The organism is Metasolibacillus sp. FSL H7-0170 (genome assembly GCF_038593115.1).
Lineage (GTDB): Bacteria > Bacillota > Bacilli > Bacillales_A > Planococcaceae > Metasolibacillus > Metasolibacillus fluoroglycofenilyticus.
Genome location: NZ_CP151964.1, coordinates 2,211,929 through 2,238,212, shown reverse-complemented (window position 1 = coordinate 2,238,212; position 26,284 = coordinate 2,211,929). Strand labels below are relative to the sequence as shown.

Annotated in this window: 24 protein-coding genes; 14 read left to right on the top strand and 10 right to left on the bottom strand. The window is 38.5% G+C overall.

Going from position 1 to position 26,284, the window contains the following annotated elements; genetic code table 11:
- Window positions 1–167: 167 nt before the first annotated feature.
- Together MHH70_RS10315 and MHH70_RS10310 are read right to left on the bottom strand one after the other, a co-directional pair.
- Window positions 168–368 carry a MarR family winged helix-turn-helix transcriptional regulator gene (locus MHH70_RS10315; protein ID WP_342471450.1) on the bottom strand — a complete coding sequence of 67 codons (201 nt, stop codon included), beginning with the start codon at window positions 366–368 and terminating at the stop codon, window positions 168–170.
- 61 nt (window positions 369–429) lie between these two features.
- Window positions 430–909 (bottom strand): PCYCGC motif-containing (lipo)protein, encoded by a 480-nt coding sequence (locus tag MHH70_RS10310; RefSeq protein ID WP_107941778.1) that lies wholly within the window; start codon window positions 907–909, stop codon window positions 430–432.
- A gap of 728 nt (window positions 910–1,637) precedes the next feature.
- Between MHH70_RS10310 and nhaC the strand changes: the two genes are divergently transcribed.
- Complete coding sequence (gene nhaC / locus MHH70_RS10305) at window positions 1,638–3,068, top strand: Na+/H+ antiporter NhaC (protein WP_342471449.1); 1,431 nt, start codon at window positions 1,638–1,640, stop codon at window positions 3,066–3,068.
- Window positions 3,069–3,375: 307 nt separating this feature from the next.
- On the opposite strand, the gene MHH70_RS10300 is transcribed toward nhaC, so the two are convergent.
- The 6 genes from MHH70_RS10300 to MHH70_RS10275 all read right to left on the bottom strand — a co-directional run bounded on the left by MHH70_RS10300 (window position 3,376) and on the right by MHH70_RS10275 (window position 8,879).
- Window positions 3,376–5,781: a heavy metal translocating P-type ATPase gene (locus tag MHH70_RS10300; protein ID WP_342471448.1), complete on the bottom strand. Its 2,406-nt coding sequence runs from the start codon at window positions 5,779–5,781 to the stop codon at window positions 3,376–3,378.
- A gap of 78 nt (window positions 5,782–5,859) precedes the next feature.
- On the bottom strand, window positions 5,860–6,066 hold the full coding sequence (copZ, locus tag MHH70_RS10295) for a copper chaperone CopZ (RefSeq protein ID WP_066170643.1): 207 nt from the start codon (window positions 6,064–6,066) through the stop codon (window positions 5,860–5,862).
- 14 nt (window positions 6,067–6,080) lie between these two features.
- Window positions 6,081–6,401, bottom strand: coding sequence for a metal-sensitive transcriptional regulator (locus MHH70_RS10290; RefSeq protein WP_066170641.1), 321 nt, complete (start codon window positions 6,399–6,401; stop codon window positions 6,081–6,083).
- Window positions 6,402–6,641: 240 nt separating this feature from the next.
- Complete coding sequence (locus MHH70_RS10285; RefSeq protein ID WP_066170639.1) at window positions 6,642–7,154, bottom strand: TlpA disulfide reductase family protein; 513 nt, start codon at window positions 7,152–7,154, stop codon at window positions 6,642–6,644.
- Complete coding sequence (locus tag MHH70_RS10280; protein ID WP_342471447.1) at window positions 7,147–7,704, bottom strand: hypothetical protein; 558 nt, start codon at window positions 7,702–7,704, stop codon at window positions 7,147–7,149. The genes MHH70_RS10285 and MHH70_RS10280 overlap by 8 nt, the downstream gene beginning before the upstream one ends.
- Window positions 7,704–8,879: a DHHA1 domain-containing protein gene (locus MHH70_RS10275; protein WP_342471446.1), complete on the bottom strand. Its 1,176-nt coding sequence runs from the start codon at window positions 8,877–8,879 to the stop codon at window positions 7,704–7,706. Before MHH70_RS10275 ends, MHH70_RS10280 begins: the two co-directional genes overlap by 1 nt.
- Window positions 8,880–9,001: 122 nt before the next feature.
- Here MHH70_RS10275 and MHH70_RS10270 point away from each other — a divergent pair, with 122 nt between their 5' ends.
- The 13 genes from MHH70_RS10270 to MHH70_RS10210 all read left to right on the top strand — a co-directional run bounded on the left by MHH70_RS10270 (window position 9,002) and on the right by MHH70_RS10210 (window position 23,321).
- On the top strand, window positions 9,002–9,289 hold the full coding sequence (locus tag MHH70_RS10270; protein WP_066170630.1) for a DUF6509 family protein: 288 nt from the start codon (window positions 9,002–9,004) through the stop codon (window positions 9,287–9,289).
- A gap of 427 nt (window positions 9,290–9,716) precedes the next feature.
- On the top strand, window positions 9,717–10,772 hold the full coding sequence (locus MHH70_RS10265; RefSeq protein WP_342471445.1) for a DUF418 domain-containing protein: 1,056 nt from the start codon (window positions 9,717–9,719) through the stop codon (window positions 10,770–10,772).
- Window positions 10,773–10,811: 39 nt separating this feature from the next.
- The gene (locus MHH70_RS10260; RefSeq protein WP_342471444.1) at window positions 10,812–12,170 is read left to right on the top strand and encodes an FAD-dependent oxidoreductase; all 1,359 of its coding nucleotides are present in this window, start codon (window positions 10,812–10,814) and stop codon (window positions 12,168–12,170) included.
- A 328-nt stretch (window positions 12,171–12,498) separates the two neighbouring features.
- Window positions 12,499–13,584 carry a sugar ABC transporter substrate-binding protein gene (locus MHH70_RS10255; RefSeq protein ID WP_342471443.1) on the top strand — a complete coding sequence of 362 codons (1,086 nt, stop codon included), beginning with the start codon at window positions 12,499–12,501 and terminating at the stop codon, window positions 13,582–13,584.
- Between the two features lie 115 nt (window positions 13,585–13,699).
- Window positions 13,700–15,223, top strand: a complete 1,524-nt coding sequence (locus tag MHH70_RS10250; RefSeq protein WP_066170617.1) for a sugar ABC transporter ATP-binding protein — start codon at window positions 13,700–13,702, stop codon at window positions 15,221–15,223.
- The gene (locus MHH70_RS10245) at window positions 15,210–16,184 is read left to right on the top strand and encodes an ABC transporter permease (RefSeq protein ID WP_342471442.1); all 975 of its coding nucleotides are present in this window, start codon (window positions 15,210–15,212) and stop codon (window positions 16,182–16,184) included. Before MHH70_RS10250 ends, MHH70_RS10245 begins: the two co-directional genes overlap by 14 nt.
- Window positions 16,185–16,196: 12 nt before the next feature.
- A complete protein-coding gene (gene mtnK / locus MHH70_RS10240; protein WP_342471441.1) occupies window positions 16,197–17,390 on the top strand; it encodes an S-methyl-5-thioribose kinase in 1,194 nt (397 codons plus the stop codon).
- A complete protein-coding gene (mtnA, locus tag MHH70_RS10235) occupies window positions 17,390–18,424 on the top strand; it encodes an S-methyl-5-thioribose-1-phosphate isomerase (RefSeq protein ID WP_342471440.1) in 1,035 nt (344 codons plus the stop codon). The genes mtnK and mtnA overlap by 1 nt, the downstream gene beginning before the upstream one ends.
- Before the next feature lie 26 nt (window positions 18,425–18,450).
- Window positions 18,451–19,242, top strand: coding sequence for a DeoR/GlpR family DNA-binding transcription regulator (locus MHH70_RS10230; RefSeq protein ID WP_066170605.1), 792 nt, complete (start codon window positions 18,451–18,453; stop codon window positions 19,240–19,242).
- A gap of 12 nt (window positions 19,243–19,254) precedes the next feature.
- The gene (locus tag MHH70_RS10225) at window positions 19,255–19,920 is read left to right on the top strand and encodes an L-fuculose-phosphate aldolase (RefSeq protein WP_066170600.1); all 666 of its coding nucleotides are present in this window, start codon (window positions 19,255–19,257) and stop codon (window positions 19,918–19,920) included.
- A gap of 437 nt (window positions 19,921–20,357) precedes the next feature.
- Window positions 20,358–21,125 carry an ABC transporter ATP-binding protein gene (locus tag MHH70_RS10220; protein ID WP_107941794.1) on the top strand — a complete coding sequence of 256 codons (768 nt, stop codon included), beginning with the start codon at window positions 20,358–20,360 and terminating at the stop codon, window positions 21,123–21,125.
- Window positions 21,112–22,968: an ABC transporter permease gene (locus MHH70_RS10215; RefSeq protein ID WP_342471439.1), complete on the top strand. Its 1,857-nt coding sequence runs from the start codon at window positions 21,112–21,114 to the stop codon at window positions 22,966–22,968. The genes MHH70_RS10220 and MHH70_RS10215 overlap by 14 nt, the downstream gene beginning before the upstream one ends.
- Window positions 22,965–23,321, top strand: coding sequence for a YxeA family protein (locus MHH70_RS10210; RefSeq protein ID WP_066170591.1), 357 nt, complete (start codon window positions 22,965–22,967; stop codon window positions 23,319–23,321). The genes MHH70_RS10215 and MHH70_RS10210 overlap by 4 nt, the downstream gene beginning before the upstream one ends.
- Before the next feature lie 326 nt (window positions 23,322–23,647).
- Here the strand turns inward: MHH70_RS10210 and MHH70_RS10205 are convergent, their stop codons facing one another.
- Together MHH70_RS10205 and MHH70_RS10200 are read right to left on the bottom strand one after the other, a co-directional pair.
- The gene (locus MHH70_RS10205; RefSeq protein WP_342471438.1) at window positions 23,648–25,015 is read right to left on the bottom strand and encodes a HAMP domain-containing sensor histidine kinase; all 1,368 of its coding nucleotides are present in this window, start codon (window positions 25,013–25,015) and stop codon (window positions 23,648–23,650) included.
- 12 nt (window positions 25,016–25,027) lie between these two features.
- The gene (locus MHH70_RS10200) at window positions 25,028–25,720 is read right to left on the bottom strand and encodes a response regulator transcription factor (RefSeq protein WP_342471437.1); all 693 of its coding nucleotides are present in this window, start codon (window positions 25,718–25,720) and stop codon (window positions 25,028–25,030) included.
- Between the last annotated feature and the right edge of the window lie 564 nt (window positions 25,721–26,284).

Below are 26,284 nucleotides of genomic sequence, written 5' to 3'. Positions count from 1 at the left end.
AATGTTAGTATGTTTTTGGTGATATTTCATCATTAAGTAAGTTTCTTTGGAAATGGGGTGAACACAGGGTTTATTAGCCTTCTTTTGCATTTAAAATAGGTGTAAAGTTAATTTTCCTTGCCATGAAGAGTGATTCGACTTTTAAGACAGCATCGTTTCAGGCTATTTTAGCGCTCATTTCCAATAGATTTTTGTAAAGTATTGTGCATTTCCAGTAAATTATCGTACTTCTCCTTCCCCACCCCATTTTCAATTTTCTCTTGCATTTGTGACCAAATAGGCGATGCCTCCTCTAATCTGGCAAGACCTTTATCTGTTATGGAGACAGATAAAGGTCTTGAATCGTTTTTATCCTTTGTTACATTCACAAAGCCGCTAGTCTTTAGAATATGAACATTGCGAGTGACAGTCGTTTGATGAATTAGAACATTATGCAGGAAATGGTGTATTTGTTGGCTTTTCGTAGCCTTCCTTATACATTTCATCAATTGTTTGGCGGATTTCTTGTAAATTCATACCTTCCTTATACATCTTCGCAGATTGTAAAGCAATTTCTAAACATACGAGGCAACGAGTTCCATGATCATCCCAAACGATAGCCCCACCGTCCTTCACCTCTTGAATAAAGCAATTTAAGTTGTTACGATGCCCTACTGATGCCCCACATCCACAATAACAAGGCATCCACTCTAAAATGTCTGTAGCCTGTCCCGCAATTTGATAAGTAAGGCGAACATTTTCTGGTTGCGCATCTAAGAAAGAGGGAAGTATATCAGCGCTTGCTGTTTCCTCTTGAATATCTCCATTAATGTGCAGATGACCATCATTTTCATCATGTACCTCTTCCTTTGCCCCACATGCAGCTAACAAAAAAACAATCGTTAATAAGCTAAATAGTATTTTTTTCATTTGCTTTAACTCTCCTTTAAAATGGGTAGCTTTAATTAAATTATAGCATAGGGGGGTATGGTACAAGATTGAACAATTCATGACAATAAGTAAATTTTCATTAATAAACTATTATTTACAATCATGCATTATAATAATTTTCCTTCGATTTATCGCGCATTAACGGGCAGTAAGACACCGAATTCAAAATTTGAGTGAAATTGGCTTAAGGATAATTGGGAGATGGGGAAAACCTTCACTGATTGAAGTTTCACTTTATGAATTTCGCTAAAAACTGCTTGAAAGCGCTTTTTTTCTGCTCGAATAAGATGAATTTCTTAGAGTGGTAAGAAAATTTTGCGTTGATTTTTGTTTTTTAAAACATTAAGCTGAGAAAATGTGAGAACAAACTTCTTTTTATCTCTTATTTAACTTCTTTCAGTAGAAGTTTCCCACCGCGGTGAGATGAATATAAGTATTAGTCAGAGTGACTAATACTGTGTTGGTCTCGGTTCCAGCGGATGTCACAGATTTTGAAGGGACACCTGCGCGATGCAGGTCAGTTAACCGTTGTCACAGGATGTGACGGTTTGAGGTTAACTTCCACCAAACAGCTTGAAGAATCTGAACGCAGTTACGCCGAGGCGTAATTGATAAGCTTATAAACTTCAAGTAGGAGATGAAAAGAAGTTTGAAGGTAAGTACATCAGACAACTGAGAAATAGCATAATTGTAAAGGGGTTAGTTTAATGAAGAAGGAAATAAGTGCAAAATGGGCATTGCTTACTTTTGCGATTATGATTACAGCAATGATTATTACCGTAGTAAAGCTTGAGCAAAGTCCTCATGTGCCATTAATTATTGGGACAGCAGTAGCAGCAATTGTTGCTAAATTGCATGGTTTCAAATGGGGCGAGATTGAGGAAATGATGTATAAGGGGATACGACTAGCTTTACCAGCTATCGTTATTATTATATTAGTAGGATTAGTTATTGGCGCATGGATTGGTAGCGGTGTAGTTGCAACAATGATTTATTATGGTTTAAAGCTTATTTCTCCAGCGTGGTTTTTAGTAACAATTTTGCTATTATGCGCAATTGTTTCATTAGCGATTGGGAGCTCTTGGTCAACGATGGCGACAATTGGAGTTGCTGGCATGGGAATTGGCCTAAGTATGGGTATTCCAGCAGCAATGATTGCGGGAGCTGTTATTTCTGGGGCTTATTTTGGTGACAAAATGTCGCCATTGTCAGATACAACAAATTTAGCAGCAGGTTTAACTGGTACAGATTTATTTGATCATATTAAACATATGCTTTATACAACGATACCAGCTCTAATTATTGCATTTGCCGTATTTGGTATTATGGGACGTCGCTTTGCAGATATTTCAATGAAGTCAGACGAAATTTTGACAACGCTTAAAGTAATGGAGCAGAGTTTTGTGATTTCTCCATGGTTACTTCTTGTCCCAGTGGGTGTTATCGTACTTGTTGGTCTAAAAGTTCCAGCAATACCAGCATTGGTAGCGGGTATTGTATCAGGGTTCCTATTGCAAATCTTTGTGCAAGGTGGAACAGCAACTGAGGCAGTTACGGCATTGCAGGAAGGCTTTGCTATTGCGACTGGCAATGAAATGGTGGATGAGCTTTTTAATCGTGGTGGCTTAGATTCAATGATGGGAACGGTTTCAATGACAATTGTGGCGATGACATTCGGAGGTATTTTAGAGTACTCTGGCATGCTACGAGCTTTAATGAATGTGATTGTTAAGTTTGCAAAGTCAACTGGAAGTCTTGTTGCTTCAACGATTGCTGCTTGTTTTACGACAAACGCAACATGCTCGGAGCAATATATTTCAATTGTCGTACCTTCCCGTATGTTTGCAGAAGTTTACGAGAAGCGCGGCTTGCATTCTAAAAACTTGTCACGAGCTTTAGAGGATGGTGGAACATTAACATCTGTTTTTGTCCCTTGGAATACTTGCGGTGTATTTATTTTAGCCACTTTAGGTGTAGGGGCGATGGAATATGCACCGTATGCGATTTTAAACTTTGTAGTACCAATTATTTCTATTATTTATGCATATGTAGGCTTTGCTATTGTGAAGTTAACACCGGAAGAAATGGCTGCTGCTGAGCAACGTAGAAAGCAGCAAGAGCAAGAAGCGGCAGTATAATATTAAAAAATATGGGGAATCTCTTAAAAAATTAAGCCGATGTGCTGTTTCACTCTCCTCAGTGCAGTGAAAAATTAGCTTTACGCTTATTTTAAATGCAAAAGTAAGCGGATAAACCTAATGTTTATTATATTTTTAAAGGAAGTTCTCTCTATTTATTTAGTGATATCTTTGAAGGAATATCACTAAAAGCGTCCCTAAAGCAGGCAATGCACTGCTTTGGGGACGCACTATTGGTTTTTATTTTTACGAAATCATTTAGGGAGGTCGCAAATAAAGCAAAGCTCACTCAAATAATTGAAGGATTTTAATGAAGCTTTACACGTTGTAATCGTAAGGCGTTAAGAACAACTGACACAGAGCTAAACGCCATCGCAGCGCCTGCAACCCAAGGTGCCAGCAAGCCAATTGCTGCGATTGGAATGCCTAATGTGTTGTAGGCAAAAGCCCAAAATAGGTTTTGTTTAATATTGCGCATCGTTTTGCGGCTCATTAAAATAGCGTCAGCAATGCCGTTTAAATCTCCGCGAATTAATGTAATATCTGCCGCCTCCATTGCAATGTCGGTTCCTGTACCTATCGCCATCCCGATATCCGCAGTAACGAGAGCAGGTGCATCATTAATTCCGTCACCGACCATAGCCACCTTTTTGCCGGTTGCCTGAAGCTTCTTCACTTCTTCAGCTTTGCCTTCAGGAAGTACCTCCGCAATAATTTGGTCGACACCTACTTCAGCACCAATTGCATGTGCTGTGCGTTCATTGTCGCCTGTCATCATAATTACTTTAATCCCCATTGCATGGAGACGCTCTACGGCAGCCTTCGAAGTTTCCTTCACAGTATCCGCAACTGCTACCATCCCAGCATATTGCCCATTAATAGCAACAAGCATAGCTGTTTTGCCGTTTTCCTCTAAAGCTTCCATTGATGGTAAAACTTCTTCGATATGAATATCGTATTGTGCCATTAATTTACGTGTACCAACAATCACCGCTTGCCCTGAAACAGTCGCCTGCACACCGTAGCCGGGAATTGCCTCAAAATATTGCACATCGCCTAATGTGATATTGCGCTCCTCGATACCTTGAACAATCGCTTGTGCTAATGGATGCTCCGACTGCTTTTCGGCTGCACCAACTAGGGATAATACAGCTGTTTCTTCTGCATCATCAGTTAGTAAGATGTCTGTCAATACCGGTTTACCATATGTCACAGTTCCTGTTTTATCGACGACGACTGTGTCGATATGTCCCGTTTGTTCTAAATGCTCGCCACCTTTAAATAAAATGCCGAATTCAGCAGCGCGTCCAGAGCCTGCCATAATGGACGTAGGTGTTGCAAGGCCAAGTGCACAAGGGCATGCGATAACAAGAATAGTAATGAAAACTTCAAGTGCAGGTGTGAATTCACCAGGCTTCACCCAAACAATCCAAGCGATAAATGCTAGCACAGCAATTGCGACAACAATCGGTACAAAAATACCTGAAATTTTATCAGCAAGTCGCTGAATGGGCGCTTTAGAGCCTTGTGCATCCTCGACAACTTTAATAATTTGAGCGAGTGCTGTGTCACGTCCAACCTTTGTTGCCTTCATGCGAATAAAGCCATTGTTATTAACTGTCGCACCGAATAATAAATCGCCAACTTTTTTATCAACAGGCAAGCTTTCACCTGTCAGCATCGATTCATCTACCGCTGTGCTACCCTCAATAACCTCGCCATCGACAGGAATTTTTTCACCGGGTTTTACTAAAATAATATCACCGAATAATACTTCTTCTAATGGAATTTCCATTTCAACACCATCGCGTACGACAAGTGCTGTTTTTGCCTGAAGTCCCATTAACTTTTTAATCGCCTCAGATGAACGACCCTTTGCTTTAGCCTCAAATAATTTGCCAAGCAAAATTAAGGTAATGAGGACGGCACTTGTCTCAAAGTAAAGATGTGCATGATGAGAATTGCCGTATAAAATCGCTTGATAAACACTGTAAAAATAAGCAGCAGATGTCCCCATCGCTACAAGCACATCCATATTGGCACTGCCATTGCGTAGCGCTTTATAAGCACTCACATAAAATTGTCCGCCAATAATAAATTGTACAGGTGTAGCTAGCGCCATCTGTACCCATGGATTCATTAAAAGGTCAGGTACATATAAGAAAGAGGTAAATGAGAAGTGCCCAACCATCGTCCAAAGTAATGGTAGTGCAAAAATCACTGCTGCAATAAATTTACGTATTTGTTTTTTTATCGCTTGCTGTCGATGGTCTATTCCTGCTTTCGCAACAGGCTGTACTGCACCGTATCCGAGCTTTTCGACACGTTCGATTATGTCAGCTACCGCAATTTCAGACGGATTAAACTCAATTGTTGCCTTTTCCAACGCTAAATTGACGTTGGCGACTGAGACACCTGATAATTTATTTAAGCCCTTTTCGATACGTGTTGCACAGGCTGCACAAGTCATACCCGTAATGTCTAATTCAGCCTTCTCTTTCACTGTACCATAGCCAAGTGATTCAATTTTCTTCTCTAAGTCGGTTGTGTTAATTTTATCCGCATCATATTTGATTGCCGATTTTTCAAGTGCTAGATTGACAGTTGCTTGTTCTACACCGTCCATCTTGTTTAAGCCTTTTTCGATGCGTGTCGCACAGGCTGCACAGGTCATCCCTGTAATTTGTAATGTTGTTTCTTTTGTAGTTGCCATTCTGCTCACCTCACATACTGTATAGGGGTATATATTTCTGTAAAGAAGAGAGTGCTTTTATAAGCACTCTGCATAATGTTATTCGACGTCGTAGCCTTGATCGTCAATTGTTTCCTTGATTTTTTCAACTGAAACCTGCGATTCATTAAAAGATACAGCAACTGTTGCTGCCTCTAAATTCACAGTTACTTGCTCAACACCTGCAAGTTCTCCAACGCTTCCTTCAACCGCTTTAACGCAATGACCACATGACATTCCTTTAACATTTAACGTTACATTTTGCATAATAAATTCACTCCTTATTTTTTCATTAATTTATGGATTGTTACAACTAATTCATCAATGATTGCATCATCACCTTGTGATAGGCGATCAACAACACAGCCTTTTAAATGACCTTCAAGTAAAATTTTTGCGACGCTGTTGAGTGCAGATTGTGTTGCTGATAGCTGTGTAATGACATCATCACAATATACATCCTTTTCAATCATCCCTTTGATGCCGCGAATTTGACCTTCAATACGATTTAAACGTGTCGTCAAGTCCTTTTTCACAGACTCAGGATGGTGACTTTGTCGACAAGCAGTATTTTCATTCATATTATGAGTAGTCTGCTCCATTACGCTCGCCTCCAATCTTTAAATTCAATTTACCATACCTGTGTAGGGTATGTCAATGGGGGAGTTTTAAAAAAATTTCTGTAATAGGGGAGAAGTGAATACCGCAAAATTTAATTTTGAAATAGTGGGTAAATATAATTTAGTTTGTTCATTTAAAAAATATATAACAGCACTTTAAATAAAAAAGTTGTCTGAAATGTTGCGTATAAGGCTACCTTCCAGACACTTCCTTGTATTATTCTAATAAGAATCAATAATATTTTCCATTGATTCCTCGTCTAAAGCGCCAATAAACTTTTCAATAATATTGCCATCTTCATCAATGAAAAAGGTTGTCGGGATTGTGATTACCTCATAAAGCTGACCTACCTCACCATCAATATCAAGTAAAACAGGGAATGTCAACCCGTAGCCATCTACAAAGCTTTCGGCGTTACTGACGGAATCAGATGCTGTTAAATTGACAGCCAGTACCGTAACATCGCCATCCTCATTATTTTCATGGAAATTTTGCAAATGTGGCATCTCTGCTTTACATGGAGGACACCATGTCGCCCAGAAATTTAAAATAACCTTTTGTCCTTTATAATCCGATAATGAAATAGTTGAGCCATCGATTGTTTCTAACGAGAAATCAGCAGCTTGCTCAGCGTTTTCACGTTTGTCCTTTTTGCCCATGGTGTTCGCCACATTGAACACGACAATGATAATAGCGATGGCAATAATGGCGATTGATATAATTTTTTTAACCATTTGTTCTCTCCTTTATTGTAAAAAGAATTGAGATAAAAATGAGCACGCTAAATGTTAAAATTTTCGTTAATGTTAGCGTATGCTGTAGCGATAAAGTTAGTAGTTCAATCATGAAAAATAGTAAAATCCATTGCTTATTCAGCTTGTTACTTAATGATAAAATTAAAGCACCGATTCCAGCTTGGATTAGCGCAAATAAAAAGTTGCTCTGTAATAAATTAAAAATTGCTTCGAAAGCGTAAATATAGAGCAGTGCAGCACTGAAGGCTTGTCTTTTGATGGAAGGGTATTTTTTAGGCGCTAATAAAATAATGTAGATTGTTGCAACAAATAGCCCGAGCCAGTGCCCTTTAATTCCACCGTTAAAATAAAGCAATCCGAGTATGCTTTCCCAGTAGAATAGAATATAGCTTAATTTCCAAATAATCACGTAAATAACAATCGCATTGCTGAACCAACCATCTAGCTTTAGGGAAAGTAAAAAAGCTGCTGCTAAAAAGGCTATCCATAGCGCTGGAATAGAAATACCGAATAGTTGGAAATAGGTCATTATTTTAATGCATTTTCCATTTGTTTTAATAGCTCAGAGGCAGAAATTGTTTGTTCTCCTCCACCTTGTGCCAGCGCATCGCTACCGCCGCCTTTGCCATTAATAATGGCTAAAGCAGTTGCCGCCACATTTTTCATGCTGAGCGTGACATTTTGCCCGCGTGCCGCTACGAATTGTAGCTTGTCTTCATTGTTTGCGGCGAGTAGAGCAATGGCTTCCACATCAAGTTGTGTAATAAAGCGTGCTAGCTTTTGCAATGCTTGGATAGAGCGATTTTCAAAATGCATTGCTACGATATGCTGCTGTGCTCCCGCTAATAGCTCCTTAGCTTCATATTGTAATAAGGCTTCTTGTGCCTCAGCTAAGCTTTTATCCGTAGCTTTCGCGCTATCCATTACTTTTTTCAATGCTGTTGCTGCTTGCTCCTCGGGTACACTTAGCTGTCTAGCTACATCTGTCAGAACAGCCTTCCGCATTGCTAGCTCTTGTAACACACGTTCTCCACAAACAAAATGAACGCGAATTTGCTTTTTCATTTTTTCTGTGGCCATAATCTTTAATTGGCTAACTTGCCCAGTAGATGTAGGATGTGTACCACCACAGCCGTTATAATCGTAGTTTGGGATAATAACGAGGCGAATGTCCTCATCAACTGCTACATCTTTTCGTAAGTTATACTCAGTTAGCTCATCCTTCGTTACCCATTTTGTTTCAATTGGACGATTTTCTAAAATAATTTCATTCGCACGTGCCTCAGCTTGTTGGAGCTGTTCCTCAGATATTTCTTCCGTATCGATATCTATGGAAACGAAGCCTGTTCCTAAATGGAAGCTTGTTGTCGCATAGTTGAATAATTCGACAAAGGCGGCTGTTAAAATATGCTGGCCTGTATGCTGTTGCATATGGTCAAAGCGGCGCTGCCAATTAAGCTTGCCTGTTACCTCACCTAAAGCTAGCTGTCCATTCACATAGTGACGAATTTCTCCCTCTATTTTTTCGACATCTATCACCTCTACATCATTCAGCCAGCCTGTATCGTGTGGTTGCCCACCACCTGTTGGGTAAAAGGCTGTATTTGAAAGTACGACATAGTCTCGTCCATCATTGCCAATATGTAAAATTTTTGCTGAAAACTGCTGTATTGTCGAATCGACATAGTATAGTAAATCCTTCATTTTTTCATCTCCTTTGCCTTCTATTTTGTCATATGACTTACGCGCTGTCATCTAGTTGACGCATAGTAAATTTACGCTATCATTAATAAGACGACATATATTTCGCAAAGGGAGCGAGCAAATTGAATATTACACAATTTTCGATTGAAGAAATTAAAGACCCAACAAATATTATTGAAGGCAAGCGCTATGAATTTTTATTAGATGTAGAAATCGATGAAGAAGACGAGCTCTATTCTGAAGCAGGCATTGAAGTGCGTGTATTAATTGGCCATCATGAAGAGGAAGTGCGTATTTTAAATTACTTCATTATCGACAAGGCGGAAAACGAATATTTAGATTTCGCGTTAGAGGATGATGAGGAAGCGATGATTTTAGCGTTTTGCAAGGAGCAGCTTGTGACAGAGTGAGGGGAAAATAAAAGAGGGCGTCCAAAGAGCCATGCGATTGCTGGCTTTTTGGACGCCTTCGTTGATGTTTTAGCAAAATTTTTATTCATCAATATACTCTGGAAATGAGAAAAGAGAATTTTCCCTTTCGGTGCGCTATCAAAACAAAACTGTCTTTTGACTGAAGTAGATACTGTAAATAATAAAACGGATTAGGCTCTAAATTGTAAGAGGCTTAAGCCTTGCTGGTAACGCTTGTTGTTGTAAAAATCAATTTTAAGCTTCCATTGCTTGTACGCGTTTTGGACACGTTTTAAAAATCCTTAATCAGGCTATTATCAATACATATCTACTTTACTTAAGGTTTTTGTAAGCTTGCCATTAAATAAACGTAAGGTACACACGTTACATTTAGGACGGATATTTCAAAAGAAGGAGCTGTTCATAAATGCAATCGTCAGTAACACCGAAAGAAAGAATTCAAGCCCTTGATATTATTCGAGGCTTTGCATTGTTTGGCATTTTATTTATTAATATCGCAGGCTATCAAGTACTAGTTGAGGGTGGTCCAATACCTGATTTTACAGGCATTAATAAAACGATTGATTCATTAATCAATATTTTTATAGAAAAGAAATTTTACTCGATATTCTCGTTTTTATTTGGGGTAGGGTTTTATATTTTTGCATCGCGTGCCGAGGGACGTGGGGATAAACCGAGATGGCGCTTTGTAAGACGTTTACTTGCATTGTTATTAATCGGAATCGTGCATATATTTATTTTCTGGGGCTCAATTTTAGTTTTTTATGCGGTGATAGGCCTTTTATTACTGCCATTTTATAAAGCGAGCTTAAACACGATTCGCAGTTGGTTAATAGGTTTAATCACACTTCAAATTGTTGCAACAGCACTACCGCTTTTTGTACCTATTACAGATTCAGCCGTGACAAGCATTTTCAGTAATGATTCAATGATTGTATTCATAATGTTTTTATCTGGTTTCTACGTATCAAAGGCAGGCTGGATTCAAAATGTAAAAGAAGTGAAGCAGTTAAAGCTTTTATTTATTGGGCTGTTGCCGTTTGCGGTGGGTAGCATGCTATGGATTTGGTTTGCATCTGAAGGGAATAACGGAAATCTAATGCAGATTATGGCACTAGGAACAGTGCCGATTACGTATTGCTATTTAATTTTATTATTTTGGATTTTCTCGAATCCAACTGCTGTAAGGCTATGTCAGCCTATCGCGAAAGTTGGGCGAATGGCTTTAACGAATTATATCGCACAAAGCTTTATTGCTTTAGCCATTATCTCGGTTATGGGTCTGGAAGTTGTAAATTCGAAGGATATTATGATCATTGCACCAATGGTCTTTGCTATCCAAATTGTATTTAGCGTAGTTTATTTCAAGTTTTTCAAGATGGGACCAATGGAGAAATTATGGCGCTGGATGACCGGAAAAAGTACGGGTGCCAGGCACTCAAACAATTTAGACACAATTTAGTTGCAATTCATGTATGATGGGGTAAAGGGAGTGATTGCGATGAAGTATGTTATTGTTGGTGGGGATGCTGCGGGAATGAGTGCGGCGATGGAAATTTTGCGCAATGTCGATGATGCAGAAATTACAACACTTGAGCGTGGAGAAATTTATTCATACGGACAATGTGGGCTACCGTATGTAATTGACGGGCGCATTTCTTCACCAAATAATTTAATTGCACGCTCGGCATTGGAGTTCCGAAAGCGTGGTATTGATGCGCGTATTCAGCATGAGGTGCAGGAAATTGATTTTGAGGCTCAGATTGTGAAGGGGCTGTACCGGGATGAAGCTTTTGCTGTACCGTATGATAAATTGTTAATTGCTACGGGTGCTAGCCCAACGATGCCTAATTGGGAAGGGACACATTTAGCCAATATTCATACAGTGAAAACAATTCCTCAAATGAATGAATTATTGGAAAGCTTACAGCACACCCGTCATGTTACTGTGCTAGGGGCGGGCTACATTGCGCTTGAAGTAGTAGAAGCATTGAGGTCACGCAATTTACAAGTGCGCTTAATTCATCGAGGGAAGCAGCTTATGTCATTGATTGATGAGCAGTTGGCTGAGCATGTGCTTGCTGAGGCACAAAAGTATAATGTAGAAGTACTATTGAACGAGCAAGTAACTGGCTTTACAGGGACTGAGGCAGTTGAAGCTGTCGTGACAGAGCAGGGAAGCTATCCGACAGACCTTGTCATTGTCGCAACAGGTGTCAAGCCAAATACAGAACTTGCTGCTAAGCTTGAGCGTTGGGATAACGGGGCCATTATCGTAAATGAATATATGCAAACATCATTACCAAATGTTTATGCTGCGGGCGATTGTGTGGCACATTTCAATTATATCAAAGGTGATTATGATTATGTGGCGCTAGGCACAACAGCAAATAAGCAAGGGCGCATTGCGGGGCTTAATATGGCTGGTAAGGTAAGCCGCTTCAGGGGTGTGGCAGGTACGGCCATTTTAAAGTTCTTTGATTTAGCAATCGGCATGACTGGCATTACATCAAACGATGCAGACAAGCTTGATATAGCATATGATGTGTATACCCATACAGCAAACCATATCGCTGGTTATTACCCTAATGTGCAGCCTATTCATTTACGCATGGTTGTGCAAAAAAATACGCAAAAGTTATTAGGCTTGCAGGCAGTCGGTGCAGGCGTAGATAAGCGCATCGATGTTTTTGCAACAGCATTAGCGGCAGGTATGACTTTGCCAGATTTATTGGATATAGATTTTTCCTACTCCCCACCATTTAATGGTGTATGGGACCCGTTGCTTCAAATTGCAAAGAGGGTGCCAGGCACTCAAACAATTCTCACACAATTTAATGGAGGGGCGTCTGAAAAGTGACTTTGGGTCACGTCCTTCTCTTGCGATGGGGGATTGCAGGAGCATGTATAGATATTATTATAAGTAAAGCTGTTCAGAAAATATTGTATTTTCTGGATGGCTTTTTTATTTTGCTAATATATTGTCCGAAATTGAAATTGTTAATTAGTAAACAAAAATAGGCATGAAATTGTGTAAATTAACATGAAAAATAATTTATATGAAAAAAATTAACGTTATTAAGAAAAAAAATAACATTTTATGATTGACTTTTGAATATTCAGATAATATTATTGCTATAAGCTTTAAAGCTTACAAAAGGGATTTTATAAGACTAAGGGGGATTTTAATGAAAAGGTTTACATTTTTTATGATGATGTTATTAACGGGAATATTGTTAGTTGCATGTGGTAGCGATGATGGTAAATCATCCAAAGGAGATGCAGTGATTGAGGGTGTGCCTGAAGGGGTGCAGGGTGTGAAAATTGCGGTATTAAGAAACTTAGCGTCTGATGATCATACGAAGCAGTTTTTAGATGGTGCTCGTAAAGAGGGCGAAGCTTTAGGTTTTAAAGTAGATACGCATATTGTTGAAAATAATGATGCGAAATTCCAAGAGTTAGTGTCGCAAATTACAATGCAGGACTATGACGGAATTATTATTTCGCATGGTAAAGAGGACTATTCTTACGACATGATAAAACCAGCCGTGGAGAAAGGGATAAAAGTAACACTATTTGATACGGTTGCGTTAAAAGATAGCAAAGGTCATGAAGGAGTAACAGCAACTTTTCAAGATGATTATGAATTAGCTCGATTGTCATTACAAGAAATTGCTGAATTAAAAGAAGAGCCTGTAAAAGTAATTAAACTATGGTTTGGCGGTCTATCACCTTTAGATCGTCGTCAAGAAGTTTATAAAGAATTTGAAGATAAAAATGAAATTGTAACGCTCGAAACAATTGGACCAACAAATTTCCAAGATGTACAAGGAGATATTGCCGCTAAAGTGAATGCCATTTTAGCAAAATATCCACCGGGAACAGTGGATGCCGTCTGGGGGTCATGGGACGAATTAGCAAAAGGAGCATACAAATCATTAGTTGATAATAAACGTAGCGACATCAAATTAATTTCCATTGATGTATCGAACCAGGATATTAATTTGATGAAGGAAGATGGTAGTCAATGGATTTCTACAGCAGCAGTAGACCCTGCACTAATCGGTAAAATGAATATGAGAATTATGGCGAAAAAGCTAGCTGGCGAAGATACACCGGAGGAATATAATTTATCCGCAAATTTAATTAAACAAAGTGAGTTAAAGGATGACACTACGATGTTCAATTTAGCGGACATTATTAATGGTTGGGGCGAATCGTCTGATTTTGAGGAAGATTGGATGGAGAAATTGCGTGAACACTACTCTAAATAGCTTAATTAATAGCTAATTAGTAGCTCGCGGCACATTTTTTAGCGTGAAAATTATAAATTAAAACGCCTTTACACTAATAAGGCGTTCTTTCTTTAAAAGAGAAAGGAGGGTACAAATGGAAAGTACGACTATTATAGAAATGAAAGGAATTTCAATCGAATTTCCTGGAGTTAAGGCGCTAAACAACGTTAATTTCAAGCTAGAATCGGGTACAATCCATGCAGTCATAGGAGCTAATGGTGCAGGCAAATCAACGCTAATGAAAATATTATCTGGTGCATATCCACATTATACTGGCGAAATTTTTATTAATAATCACAATGTGTCAATTGAAGATACAAAAAAATCAAAGGAGCTAGGCATAGATATTGTTTATCAAGAAGTAGACACGGCGTTAATCCCGTATTTAACAGTGGCAGAAAATATTATGCTCGATAATCTCGTCTTTAGTAAAAAATCGCTAATAAAATGGCAAGCAATCAAATCGCAAGCGAAAGACGTATTAAAGCGTATGGGCATCAGCATGGATATTGATAAAAAGGTACAGGATATTTCATTAGCTGAGAAGCAAATGATACTTATTGCAAGAGCGCTTATCCATGAAAGAAAGTTTTTAATATTAGATGAGCCAACTGCCCCATTAAGTCAGGCAGAGACAGATAAATTATTTTCCATTGTACGTGATTTAGTGAAAAATCATCATTTAGGCATTGTGTTTATTTCACATCGAATTCCTGAGCTTTTTAGTATTTGTGAAAAAATCACAATTATGAAGGATGGAGAAATTGTTAACGAAAGCCAAATTGCTGAAATCAGTCCTGCGAAGGTTATTGAATATATGCTAGGAAAGTCCTTCGATTTAGTACATCATAAGCAATTGAAAAATAAAGGGGATGCAATTTTAAAGATAACGAACTTAGTAGACGATTCAGGTCTAGTTAATGATGTCACATTTACTGTTGATAAACATGAAATAGTTGGGATAGCAGGGCTTGTTGGTGCAGGGAAAACGGAGCTTTGTAAGGCAATATTTGGTATGTCACATTTAAAGTATGGAACGATTGAGTTGGCTGGGAAACTGGTCAAGAATATATCACCTTATCATGCCGTAAAAAATAAATTTGGTCTAATTCCTGAAGAAAGAAGAAAAGAAGGGATTTTTGTAGAAGAGCCAATTTATAAAAATTTATCAATGGCGAACTTAGAATTTTTCGCAGGCTTTGCCAAATTTATAAACCGCCAAAAAGAACTAAGTGCCGCTAGAGAAATGATTAAAAAAATTGGTGCTAAAACACCGAATGAATATCAAAAAGTAGCTAATTTATCTGGGGGAAATCAGCAGAAAATTGCGATTGGCAAATGGCTTATGACAGATGCAGAGGTATTAATGTTTGATGAGCCTACGAAAGGTGTAGATGTCGGTGCAAAAGGCGACATTTTTAATCTAATTGATGAGCTAGCGATTGCAGGGAAAGGGATAATTTACGCCACAAGTGAACTAAATGAGGCGTTATTAATCACAGACCGTATTTACGTTATGTATGATGGCAAGATAGTTAAGGAGCTTATTACGAGTGAAACATCCGAGGATGAAATAATGTACTATGCAACCGGGGGTGATAGTTATGCAGGGGCTTAAAAATCTCCAATCTATAAAATTTATGAAAGATTGGGCAATTGTAATTGCGGTTATATTATTAATCATCATTTTTACTATATCGATTCCAACGTTTATGCAGACGGCTAATATCCTGAACATATTAAGAAGTATTTCAATCGTTACGATTATTGCAATCGGATTAACGATATCGCTTTCTGTTAATGGTTTCGACTTATCTATCGGCTCTACTGCGACATTAGCGAGCTCAGTAGTCGTTTCGATGTTTGTATGGTTTAGTATGCCAACAGGCGTTTCTATTTTAGTGGCATTGTTAGCTGTTTTATGTGTTGCATTATTCAATGCTTTTTTAATTGTGAAAATAAAGATTCCTGATTTATTCGCGACGTTAGCAACGATGTTTATTGTTGAAGGGGTTGCAATGACTTATACTGGCGGCGGTTCAATTTCTGTAGGGATGCCTCGATTAGACGGTACACCAACGGAGGGGAGTATTTCTTCCTTTTTCCTAACATTGAGTAAAACGCCATGGATTATCCTCATTATGCTATGTGTTGTGATTGTTGTGCATTTGTTTTTAACATATACGAAGCATGGACGCTTTTTATATGCTGTCGGTGGAAATGAAGAGGCAGCAAAATTGTCGGGCATTCCTGTCAATCGTTATAAGATGATGGCTTATATTTTTTCAGCACTATTAGCGGGTATAGGTGGTCTATTATTAGCATCACAAATAGGCTCCTCTCAAATTAACGCGGGAGCAGGTTATTTAATGCCAGCAGTTGCAGCCGCTTTTATTGGTCAATCCTTTGCAGGACATGGCAAGCCGAATGCTATCGGTACCTTATTTGGCGCTGCGCTTGTTGGTATTTTGGAAAATGGGTTAGTGATGTTGTCGGTGCCATATTATTCATTAAATATTATAAAAGGGCTTGTATTAGCTTTGGCTTTAGCATCCACATATTACAGTAGAAAAAAATAAGGGGTGGCTGTGATGTATTCAGCGTATTTTTTAATGAGCGATGAAGATGTAAAAAAATATGTTCAAGCAAAGATTAAAGACTTTTCAGGGGAACTACAATGCAGGGAAATTGGAGACGGTAATTTAAACTATGTATTTAGAGTAACGAATGAAGCGGGGGCCTCAGTTATTGTCAAACAGGCAGGACCTCAAGCGAGGATATCTGAAAGCTTTGTACTTTCGACAGACCGAAATCGTATTGAAACAGAGGCATTAATGCTAGAAGCTGAATACACACCAGATTTAGTGCCTAAAGTTTTGTTGTTCGACCAAACGATGAGCTGCTGTGTAATGGAAGATTTAAAGGATTTTGAAATTATGAGAAAGGATTTGATGGCATTTCATACATTCAATCATTTCTCGGAAAATATTTCGACGTTTATGGCTGAAAACTTAATTCGTACAACGGATTTTTTAATGAATCCTGTAAAGAAAAAGCAGCTACAAAAGCAATTTATTAATCCTGAGCTTTGTGAGATTACGGAGCATCTCGTTTATACAGAGCCATATATTGATTTTAAAAAGCAAAATATGCTAACAGAGGGTAATGAGGAATTCATTCGAGACTTTGTATATAACGATAAAGAAATGCATCTGAAAGTTGCGAAGCTAAAGCAACAATTTTTAACACAGGGTCAGGCTTTACTTCATGGTGATTTACATACGGGCTCCATATTTATTAATCAAAAGACTTTAAAAGTTATTGACCCGGAGTTTGCCTTCTATGGTCCTATTGGCTACGATGTTGGAAACTTAGTAGCAAATTTAACATTTTCTTGGCTGAGAGCACTTGCCTTTAACGAAGTAGATTACGGAAATTGGGTAGAGAATGTATTAGTAGAGACAATGGAAAAGTTCGAGTTAAAAGCAAGGGCGATATTACAAGAGTCGATAGAACAGTTCGCCATTTATGAGGAAGTTGTAGAGGGGTTTTTATCCTCTATTTTACGGGATACATTTGCCATTGCAGGACTAGAAATAAATCGTCGAATCATTGGCTTAGCAAAAGTAGCAGATATTACAACAATTGAAGATAAAGAAGCACGTATTTTAGCTGAACGAAGAGGTTTATCCATTGCGAAAGAATGTATAAAAAATGATACAATTTCTAGCATTTCTGAATATCTTCAGTTGCTACTTAAATATAAAGGTGAGGTGTTGATATAATGGAACTTAAGACAATAGAATGGAAAGATGATAAATTAATACTTCTAGACCAAACAGCATTGCCTAACGATGTCAGCTATGTAGAGATTACTACTGCTGAAGATGTTTGGAACGCTATCCATTCCATGATTGTACGCGGTGCACCAGCCATCGGTGTAACGGCTGCTTACGGGGCTTATATTGCTATTCAGCATTTAAAAGGCTCAGTGGAGGAAGTAAAGATAGTGTTAAAGGAACAGCTTGATTACTTAGCAACATCTAGACCGACTGCTGTTAATTTGTTTTGGGCGCTTGAGCGTATGGGGAAGGTAGCAGAGCTGTTTTTAGGAAGTGATTTGGACGAGTTTAAAGAGTGCATGCTTGAGGAAGCGATAGCTGTTCATATGGAGGATGTTAATATTAACCGAAATATTGGAGAGCATTTATTAACTTTATTAGACGATGGTCAAGGTGTTTTAACACATTGTAACGCTGGTGCATTAGCAACAACAAAATATGGCACTGCGACATCACCGTTTTATTTAGCAAAAGAAAAAGGAATGAGCTTAAAAGTTTTTGCAGATGAAACACGGCCTCGATTTCAAGGAGCTATGCTTACTTCTTTTGAGCTTTACCACGCTGGAGTTGATGTAACATTAATTACGGATAATATGGCTGCAACAGTAATGGCGCAAAATAAAGTGCAGGCTGTTATTGTTGGCTGCGATCGTGTTGCGGCAAACGGCGATGTAGCTAATAAAATAGGTACACTGGGGGTAGCAATTTTGGCAAAGCATTATGGTATACCATTTTATGTCGCTACACCTACACCTACGATTGACTTAAATTGTGCAACTGGTGCAGAGATTCCAATCGAAGAGCGAAATAAGGATGAGGTGCTAAAGCCGACAGGGCAATATATTGCACCACCAGAAGTAAAAGTTTATAACCCTGCTTTTGATGTGACGCCTGCTCATTTAATTACAGCAATTGTTACAGAGAAAGGAATTATTCATAGCCCAAATGAGGAGAAATTAAGGGCGGTTTTTAACTAATATTAGTAAAGAATAGGATGACACGCATGGTAAATTCATTACAACATCGACGAAATGAGATTAGTAAATTAGTGAATCAAAAAAACTACGTTGAAATATCGGATTTGAGCAACCGCTTTAATGTTTCTGAGATGACAATAAGAAGAGATCTAGAAAAGATGGAGAATGAAGGGTTATTAATTCGCGTTTTAGGGGGAGCAAAGCCCATTCAAAAATCATTTGTAGAGGATAACTTAAATTTGCGTGCATCTGAAAACCTTTTATCTAAGCAAGTTATAGCACGAGAAGCAGTTAAACTAATTGAAGACGGCGATGTAATTGGCTTTGATGCGAGTACATCTGCTGCTGAGGTAGCAAAATTAGTTAAGGATTTTAAAAATATCACAGTTGTTACAAATAATATTACGATAGCATTAGATTTGATTAGTAGTGAAATAACAACGATTTTACTGGGGGGATATGTGCGCCCAAATTCAATCTCAACGATGGGTACATCCCTAAAAAAGTATATGGAATCCATTAATATAGATAAAATGTTTGTGTCTGCCCGCGGATTAACATTGCAGGAGGGTTTGACAGATTCTACGATTGATGAGGGTGAGGCGAAACAGGCGATGATTCATAAATCAAATCAAATCATTGCCCTCGTTGACCATAGCAAGATTGGTGTCAAAAAACTGTTTCAAGTTATACCTTCAGATGAAATTAATACGATTATCGTTAGTGATTGCGATTGTTTTACAGGAGAGCAAAAAGAAGTAATTGATGAATTTAAAAAGAATCATACCGATTTTCGACTTGTAAAAAATGATGAATAAGGGGTTGTTCATTTGAGACTACTTGATGAACGAAAAAAAATCGTCCAACACTGTCAATTACTTTTGAAAAGTGGACTGACAAAAGGCACTGGTGGCAATATAAGTATTTATGTTCCTTCTGAAAACTGTGTAGTGATTAGTCCAAGTGGCGTACCATATGATTCTATGGAGCCAGAGGATGTTGTGCTGATTGATCTAGATGGGAATAAAATAGAAGGTAATTATAAACCTTCGAGCGAGTGGGCTATGCACACAGCTGTGTACAAACAAAAGCCAGAAATGCAGGCAGTCGTTCATACGCATTCTGTATTTGCTAAAACACTCTCTTGTTTACGTGAAGATTTACCAGCCGTATCTTATTTAGTTGCTGTTGCGGGAAAAAAGGTGTCATGTGCCCAATATGCAAGCTTTGGTACACAGGAGCTTGCTGACAATGCATTAACTGCGATGGGAGATTCTAAAGCCGTTTTATTAGCAAATCATGGACTACTCGCAGCGGGAGAAACGATTGAAGAAGCATTTAATATTGCCGAGGAGATTGAGCTTTGTGCTGAAGTATATATTCGTGCTAGAGGAATAGGAAAGCCGGTTATTTTAGATGATGATGAGATGGAGTATATGTTGGAACGCTTTAAAACATACGGTGCCAGGCACACAAACAATTCTCACACAATTTAATGAAAAAAGGATTGCCCTGCGCAGGAGGCAATCCTTTTTTGATTTTTCAATTTTGCCTTAGCGTAATAAACTTTGGATTTTTTCGGATTCACTCGAAAAAACCTTTGAAGTTCGCGGGAGGCTGGTCTTTTTAATTAGCAGGATTCCTACTAATTAAAGAGAATTGAGGGTGTTTTCTCATGTCCAAATGGTTGACTGCAATTGTATTTAAAATAGCGAGGCGATGCTATTTTGCGGAATATAAATACAAATGCAGGTGATTGGAACAGTTATAGCATAGCGCATTTTTATGCAGAATAGTGGTTTTTCATCAAACCTTAAATGAAATGTAATGTTATTGTAGCATTGTTACAAAATTAAGGTTGCTGTAAGCTTCGCACAATTTTACCGTAAGGAGCGCCTGCTAAAGTAGAAGTATCAAGATGGAGGTGCGAAGGATGAAACCTGTTTTACAAGTTGAAAATATAACAAAGGCATATGGCAAGGGTGCTAATCTATATAAAGCATTAAATGGTGTAAGCTTCAAAGTGCATAAAGGAGAGTTTGTTGGTGTGATGGGACCGTCTGGTGCAGGGAAATCGACTTTACTAAATGTTATTGCAACAATTGATAGCGCGACGACGGGTAAAATTGTCATTGATGAGACGAATATTGCCAATATGAAGGATGAGCAGCTTGCAGACTTTAGACGAGACCATTTAGGCTTTATTTTTCAGGATTACAACTTACTTGATTCGTTAACAGTGCGTGAAAATATTGTATTACCTTTAGCAATCGCAAAAAGACCTGCATCAGAAATAAATGAACGCGTAGAAAAAATTGCGAAATTGTTCGGCATCGAGGGACTGCTTGCTAAGTATCCGTATCAAATTTCAGGTGGACAAAAGCAGCGTACAGCCTCAGCACGTGCACTCGTAACAGAGCCAAAGCTATTGTTTGCGGATGAGCCAACAGGGGCCTTAGATTCCAAATCAGCAACGGATTTACTGGAAAGTCTCAGTGATTTGAATGCGAAGCAGCAGTCAACAATTTTAATGGTGACGCATGATGCTTATGCAGCTAGCTTCTGTCAGCGCATTCTTTTTATACAGGACGGTCAGCTATCGAAGGAAATTTTTCGTGGTCAAGCAACGCGTAAGCAATTTTTCCAAACAATTTTACAGGAGCTTACAGTGATTGGCGGTGACGTAAATGACGTTATTTGATTTAGCATTGAAAAATATGCGCCGCAATATGAGAAGTTATGCATTGTATTTTGGCTCTGTATTGTTCAGTATTGTCATTTATTTTACATTTGTTACATTGAAATATAGCGATGATATTAGTGCTTTAGCAGATTCGTCTTTGAAGGTGCAAGGTATTATGAGTGCGTCCTCAGTTGTTTTATTAATTTTTGTAGCGATGTTCATTATTTATGCCAATTCCTTTTTTATAAAAAAGCGCAAAAAAGAAATAGGGCTGTATTCGCTGCTAGGTGTGCGCAAAAAGCAAATCGGTTTTCTATTATTTTTTGAAAATATCGTGCTTGGCATATTATCACTAGCGATTGGAATTATGCTTGGCTTTCTATTATCCAAAGGTTTATTAACGATATTAGTTCGTTTGATGGGGCTGGATGCAGTAGCGAGCTTCACACTATCAAGTGAAGCGATGCTTAATACGACAGTTGTTTTTATGATTGTTTTCTTATTTACATCATTACAAGGCTATCGCGTAATTTATCAGTTTAAATTAATTGAATTATTTTATGCAGATAAAAAAGGTGAAAGCTTACCGCGGGCAAAATGGTTGGCAACGATTGCGGGAATTACCTTGCTAATATTCGGTTACTGGTTAGCATTGCAGGATTTAATGACATCGAAAATGTGGGCAATGCTCGGTATAGCAACACCGATTGTTATTATTATAGCAACGGTTGCAGGAACGTATTTATTATTTCATAGCGTCCTCGTCTTCGTCCTCACAAAGTTAAAAAATAATGAGCGCTGGGCATGGCGCGGGCTAAATTTATTAAGTGTTTCGCAGCTTTTGTATCGTATTCGAGGTAACGCGAAAACCTTGACAACAATCGCAGTATTAAGTGCTACGACGATTACGGCTGGCGGTGCAGTATATGGACTGTATTACAATACGGGCGAGCAAACGCAGCATTATTTACCGAACACGTTTATGTGGGAGGGGGAGGCGGCTCGTATTTCTTCACAGGATGTTGTTTACGATGAAACGATTAATGCCAAGCAGTCAGAGCTAGACATTGCAGGAGTTACCTATCGCTATACATTTATCGATAATGATACGTACAACAAGCTAGCGAAGCTGCAAAAGCGCGAACAATTAACTGTTCACAACGGGGAAGCCATTATGCTAGACCCATATTATGATGAACGCTTTTCAACAAATTTTACTGGACAACAATTAACTATCGGGAAAGTAGTGGTAAAGGTCAAGAGCTTCCGAACAGAAAGTATTTTGAATGCCGACATAGTTGCACAGGTAATTGTGGTATCTGCAAGGGATTATCAAGCATTAGAAGTTAATGACAGCGCCTACCAATTAATCGGTATGAGCGATGAAAAAAAACAAGTAGCAACTTCTAATGACCTACAGCAACAATTAGGCGATAGCTATTTATCAAGCTTCCCAGCTAGCTATAAAGCGTCAATGGAAAGTTTAGGCTCATTATTATTTGTTGGTAGTTTTTTAGGTCTTGTATTTTTAGTTGCAACAGGCAGTATTATTTACTTTAAAATAATGACGGAAGCAGAGGAAGACCGCGGTAAATATGAAATCTTGCATAAAATTGGTGTCGGTCATAAAGAGATGAGCAAAACCATCCGCATGCAAATCGGCTTTATCTTTGCAGCACCATTAGTAATGGGGATTTTGCATAGCGCTTTCGCTTTGAGTGCATTTTCAGGATTAATGGGCACAAATATCATTGTGCCAGTCATTATATGGATGGGTGTTTATGTGGGGATTTACGCAGTGATTGGGTGCCAGGCACACAAACAATTTTCACACAATTTACAGTGGAGGCAAATAAAATGAAAAAAGTATTTATTGCATTAGCATCGTTGATTATCGTTGTGATTGCAGGTCTTGTTGTAATTGCGACGGTTGATTTTAATCGTTTAGGGAAAGAGGCTGTATATGTGCAAATTACTGGAGATGGAGAGGTTGAGAAGTTTACAACAGCAAGTGGCGAAGTGATGGCGACATATTGGTATAAGCAGGCTGCCTATAAGGAAAATGGCGGGGTTGTTGAGGTGGAGTTTTCAGCAAACAAAAATTTACGGCATGATGCTTATTTAAAGCTTTATGTAAAGAGCGGTAAAGAGGTGACATCTTATGATGAAATATCGTATGATGAGCTACCTGAGAAAGTGAAGGAGAAATTTTGACATTTTTCAGTAGAAGTCTTCAACCTCTACAGATGGTGAGATGAATGTCTTGATTAGGTAGGCTCATTTCAGTGAGTGTCCAAACACTCGCCGATAATGAGGAATTCAGTCTAGGGTCATCGTATCTGGTGGTAACGACTGAGTAATCAACATCGTGTTAGCACAAGTCACCTGCGGATGTCACAGATTTTGAAGAGGAATTTTCGAGCAAGCTCGAAAAAATTTGGATGCAATTATGCGGAGGTGTGATTTATTTAGGTAATTGTTTTGGAGATGGGAAATAGCAGACGGAGAATGGGGCAGAAAATTGCTTTTCGCCCCCTTCACTACAGCCTCACAACCACAGTTGTGCCAACATCAATCTTACTTGTTACAATGACCTCTCCACCATGAACTTGGATAATGTCGCGGGCAATTGCCATACCTAGCCCAGTGCCTTTAATATTTTCCGTATTTGTACCACGATAATAGCGCTCGAATATTTGTGGTAAATCCGCCTCTGCAATTCCTTTGCCTTGGTCGCGAATAATGATGGTAGCTGGTTCCTCGACAGAAATTTCTAACGCTACTTGTGCATCATTATGCACGAGGGCATTATAAATAAAGTTTAACAATGCACGTTTCATCAAATGGCTATCGATGCTTTTCATAAGTCGCTCGGTTTGTGCTTCAAATGAAATATTATGCTCGCTAAACGATGGATCATTCAAGACATCGATAACAAGCTCGCGTACAAAGGAAACGATATTTGTTTCCACAAGCTGCAATGGCATTTGCTGCTGGCGAAGCCGCATTGTTAATGTGAAGTCATCTAGTAGTTCACGCATATAAACTGATTTTTTTTCAATAATTTCTGCGTAATCTGCTTTTTCCTTTGGTGAAATATCGTCTTGCAGTAGTTCGGCGTAGCCTTGGATTGAGGCAAGCGGCGTTTTCATATCATGCGAAACATTGCTAATCCATTCATTGCGCATCAGCTCTAGTTTATGGCGCTCCTCCTCTTGTAGCTTCAGATTCTCGGCGACATCATCTAAATTTTGAAAAACCGAACGATAAATGCCTTGGTTTTGCATATTGGCAACAGAAAAATTGCGGCTTTTCAACTTTCGAATGCGCTCAATCATGCCATAAATCGGCTTTGTCAGAAATGAACTGAAGATAAAGCCAATAATTGCAGCAATAACAAGGTCGATGATAATAATAATAAGAGCAACCTGTGCTACAAATTGGGAGATGGAGCTTGTATTTGAGGTGAAAACAATTTTCGTCAAACTGCTATCTTCAATACCAACTAAATACATAATGCCATCATGCTCTGTGACAAATATAGACGTATTATTTTCGTCGCGATATTTATAAGCATGTATTAACTCAACAGGTGTGTAATGCTGAGGCGCTGTAGGCGGTGCTAATACTTCAGAAATCACATGACCATTATTATCTAAAAATTGCAGCCACGCATTGCGCTGTTGTAGTGCAGCAACCCCTTCGTCTGAAATTTGAGGTGTGCCATCGACTTCCGAAATGTAACGTGCAAGTGTACGTGTAAAATCTGTTGGTGAAGGATGGATTTCCTCGCTTGCATTATTGTAAATAAAGAATGCCACAATTGAAATCATACCGTTTATTAAAATAACGCAAAATACTGTACATATAATGGCAGTTAAAAAGCGACCTGTTATTTTCCATCTCATAAACGCTTCTCCTTATTTCGCCTTAAAGCGATAGCCTAAACCTTTAACAGTCGTAATATAGATTGGGCTAGATGGGTTGTCCTCAATTTTTTCTCGCAGGCGACGAATATGCACCATTAATGTATTGTCTGCTCCAAAAAATTCTTCCCCCCATACTTGCTCAAATAATGTTTCCTTACTCAAAATACGATTTGGATTGCGTAAAAAGCAAGCCATTAAGCCAACTTCCTTAGCCGTTAAATCAAGTACAGTTCCAGCCTTGTATACTTCAGTTTCATCCGTATTAATGGTGAAAGGACCGACACTAGTTGTTGGTGCTTCAGCTTGTGTCTGGTAGCCTGCGCGACGCAACTGTGCCTTGACGCGATATGCAACCTCCTTTGGGCTAAATGGCTTTGTAATATAATCATCTCCGCCAATTGCAAGTCCGAGTAGTTTATCAATTTCATCTGATTTCGCAGATAAAAATAAAATAGGTATATGCGATACCTCACGCATTTTTTTACATAAATCATAGCCTTCTCCATCAGGTAGCATAATATCGACTAATGCAATACTCGGTGAATGCTGCTCAAACATATTCCAGCCTTCTGTGACAGAGCTTGCAGTAATAATATTTGAAAAGCCTTCCTTTTGTAGGGTAGTTGTTAGTAAACTTCGTAAATCAGCCTCATCATCTATAATTAAAATGCATGGTTGTTCCATACAAACACCTCTTTCAGCAATCCATTTCTTCTTTTAGTATAGGTGATAATGACAGGGAAGTGAATTTTTAGTATTACTATATTATTGGAAGAGTTAAATGAGGGATGCCAAGGGGGCGTCCAAAAAGCCGTGCATAGCCGGCATTTTGGACGCTTATGATGGTGTTTTGGCAAAATGTTTGCTCCTCTAAAATAGAGAGCTTTCTTTGAAAATGCTAGAAACATAGGGTTTAGCGGTGCTTCTCCAAAATGAAAGAGAAGTAGCAAAAGTCCTCATTCACATGCGATTTCTAGACAAAACCCTCTTTTTAGACAGCCCCTGGACGTTGTTGGGTCTGCTTTTTCAAAGAATTCGCAGAGGGTTATTTGAAAACAAGAGAAACACGGAGCTTTATAGCTTACTTTTTGAAAATTGAACTCACAGTGTTTGTACATCCACTGAATAAATCGAAAAAGAAGCATTCAACTTGTCAATTATAGAGATGGAAGTATTCTATACCTGTCACGTTGCTTTCGGTACAAAAAAGGAATTTGCCCAATCAAGATAAATATTGGGCTGTCTTAC

Bases quoted from the DNA above. Each gene is read 5' to 3' on its own strand.
- MHH70_RS10310 (WP_107941778.1), bottom strand. From the start codon at position 909: ATGAAAAAAATACTATTTAGCTTATTAACGATTGTTTTTTTGTTAGCT.
- nhaC (WP_342471449.1), top strand. From the start codon at position 1,638: ATGAAGAAGGAAATAAGTGCAAAATGGGCATTGCTTACTTTTGCGATT.
- MHH70_RS10300 (WP_342471448.1), bottom strand. From the start codon at position 5,781: ATGGCAACTACAAAAGAAACAACATTACAAATTACAGGGATGACCTGT.
- copZ (WP_066170643.1), bottom strand. From the start codon at position 6,066: ATGCAAAATGTAACGTTAAATGTTAAAGGAATGTCATGTGGTCATTGC.
- MHH70_RS10290 (WP_066170641.1), bottom strand. From the start codon at position 6,401: ATGGAGCAGACTACTCATAATATGAATGAAAATACTGCTTGTCGACAA.
- MHH70_RS10285 (WP_066170639.1), bottom strand. From the start codon at position 7,154: ATGGTTAAAAAAATTATATCAATCGCCATTATTGCCATCGCTATTATC.
- MHH70_RS10280 (WP_342471447.1), bottom strand. From the start codon at position 7,704: ATGACCTATTTCCAACTATTCGGTATTTCTATTCCAGCGCTATGGATA.
- MHH70_RS10275 (WP_342471446.1), bottom strand. From the start codon at position 8,879: ATGAAGGATTTACTATACTATGTCGATTCGACAATACAGCAGTTTTCA.
- MHH70_RS10265 (WP_342471445.1), top strand. From the start codon at position 9,717: ATGCAATCGTCAGTAACACCGAAAGAAAGAATTCAAGCCCTTGATATT.
- MHH70_RS10260 (WP_342471444.1), top strand. From the start codon at position 10,812: ATGAAGTATGTTATTGTTGGTGGGGATGCTGCGGGAATGAGTGCGGCG.
- MHH70_RS10255 (WP_342471443.1), top strand. From the start codon at position 12,499: ATGAAAAGGTTTACATTTTTTATGATGATGTTATTAACGGGAATATTG.
- MHH70_RS10250 (WP_066170617.1), top strand. From the start codon at position 13,700: ATGGAAAGTACGACTATTATAGAAATGAAAGGAATTTCAATCGAATTT.
- MHH70_RS10245 (WP_342471442.1), top strand. From the start codon at position 15,210: ATGCAGGGGCTTAAAAATCTCCAATCTATAAAATTTATGAAAGATTGG.
- mtnK (WP_342471441.1), top strand. From the start codon at position 16,197: ATGTATTCAGCGTATTTTTTAATGAGCGATGAAGATGTAAAAAAATAT.
- mtnA (WP_342471440.1), top strand. From the start codon at position 17,390: ATGGAACTTAAGACAATAGAATGGAAAGATGATAAATTAATACTTCTA.
- MHH70_RS10230 (WP_066170605.1), top strand. From the start codon at position 18,451: ATGGTAAATTCATTACAACATCGACGAAATGAGATTAGTAAATTAGTG.
- MHH70_RS10220 (WP_107941794.1), top strand. From the start codon at position 20,358: ATGAAACCTGTTTTACAAGTTGAAAATATAACAAAGGCATATGGCAAG.
- MHH70_RS10215 (WP_342471439.1), top strand. From the start codon at position 21,112: ATGACGTTATTTGATTTAGCATTGAAAAATATGCGCCGCAATATGAGA.
- MHH70_RS10210 (WP_066170591.1), top strand. From the start codon at position 22,965: ATGAAAAAAGTATTTATTGCATTAGCATCGTTGATTATCGTTGTGATT.
- MHH70_RS10205 (WP_342471438.1), bottom strand. From the start codon at position 25,015: ATGAGATGGAAAATAACAGGTCGCTTTTTAACTGCCATTATATGTACA.
- MHH70_RS10200 (WP_342471437.1), bottom strand. From the start codon at position 25,720: ATGGAACAACCATGCATTTTAATTATAGATGATGAGGCTGATTTACGA.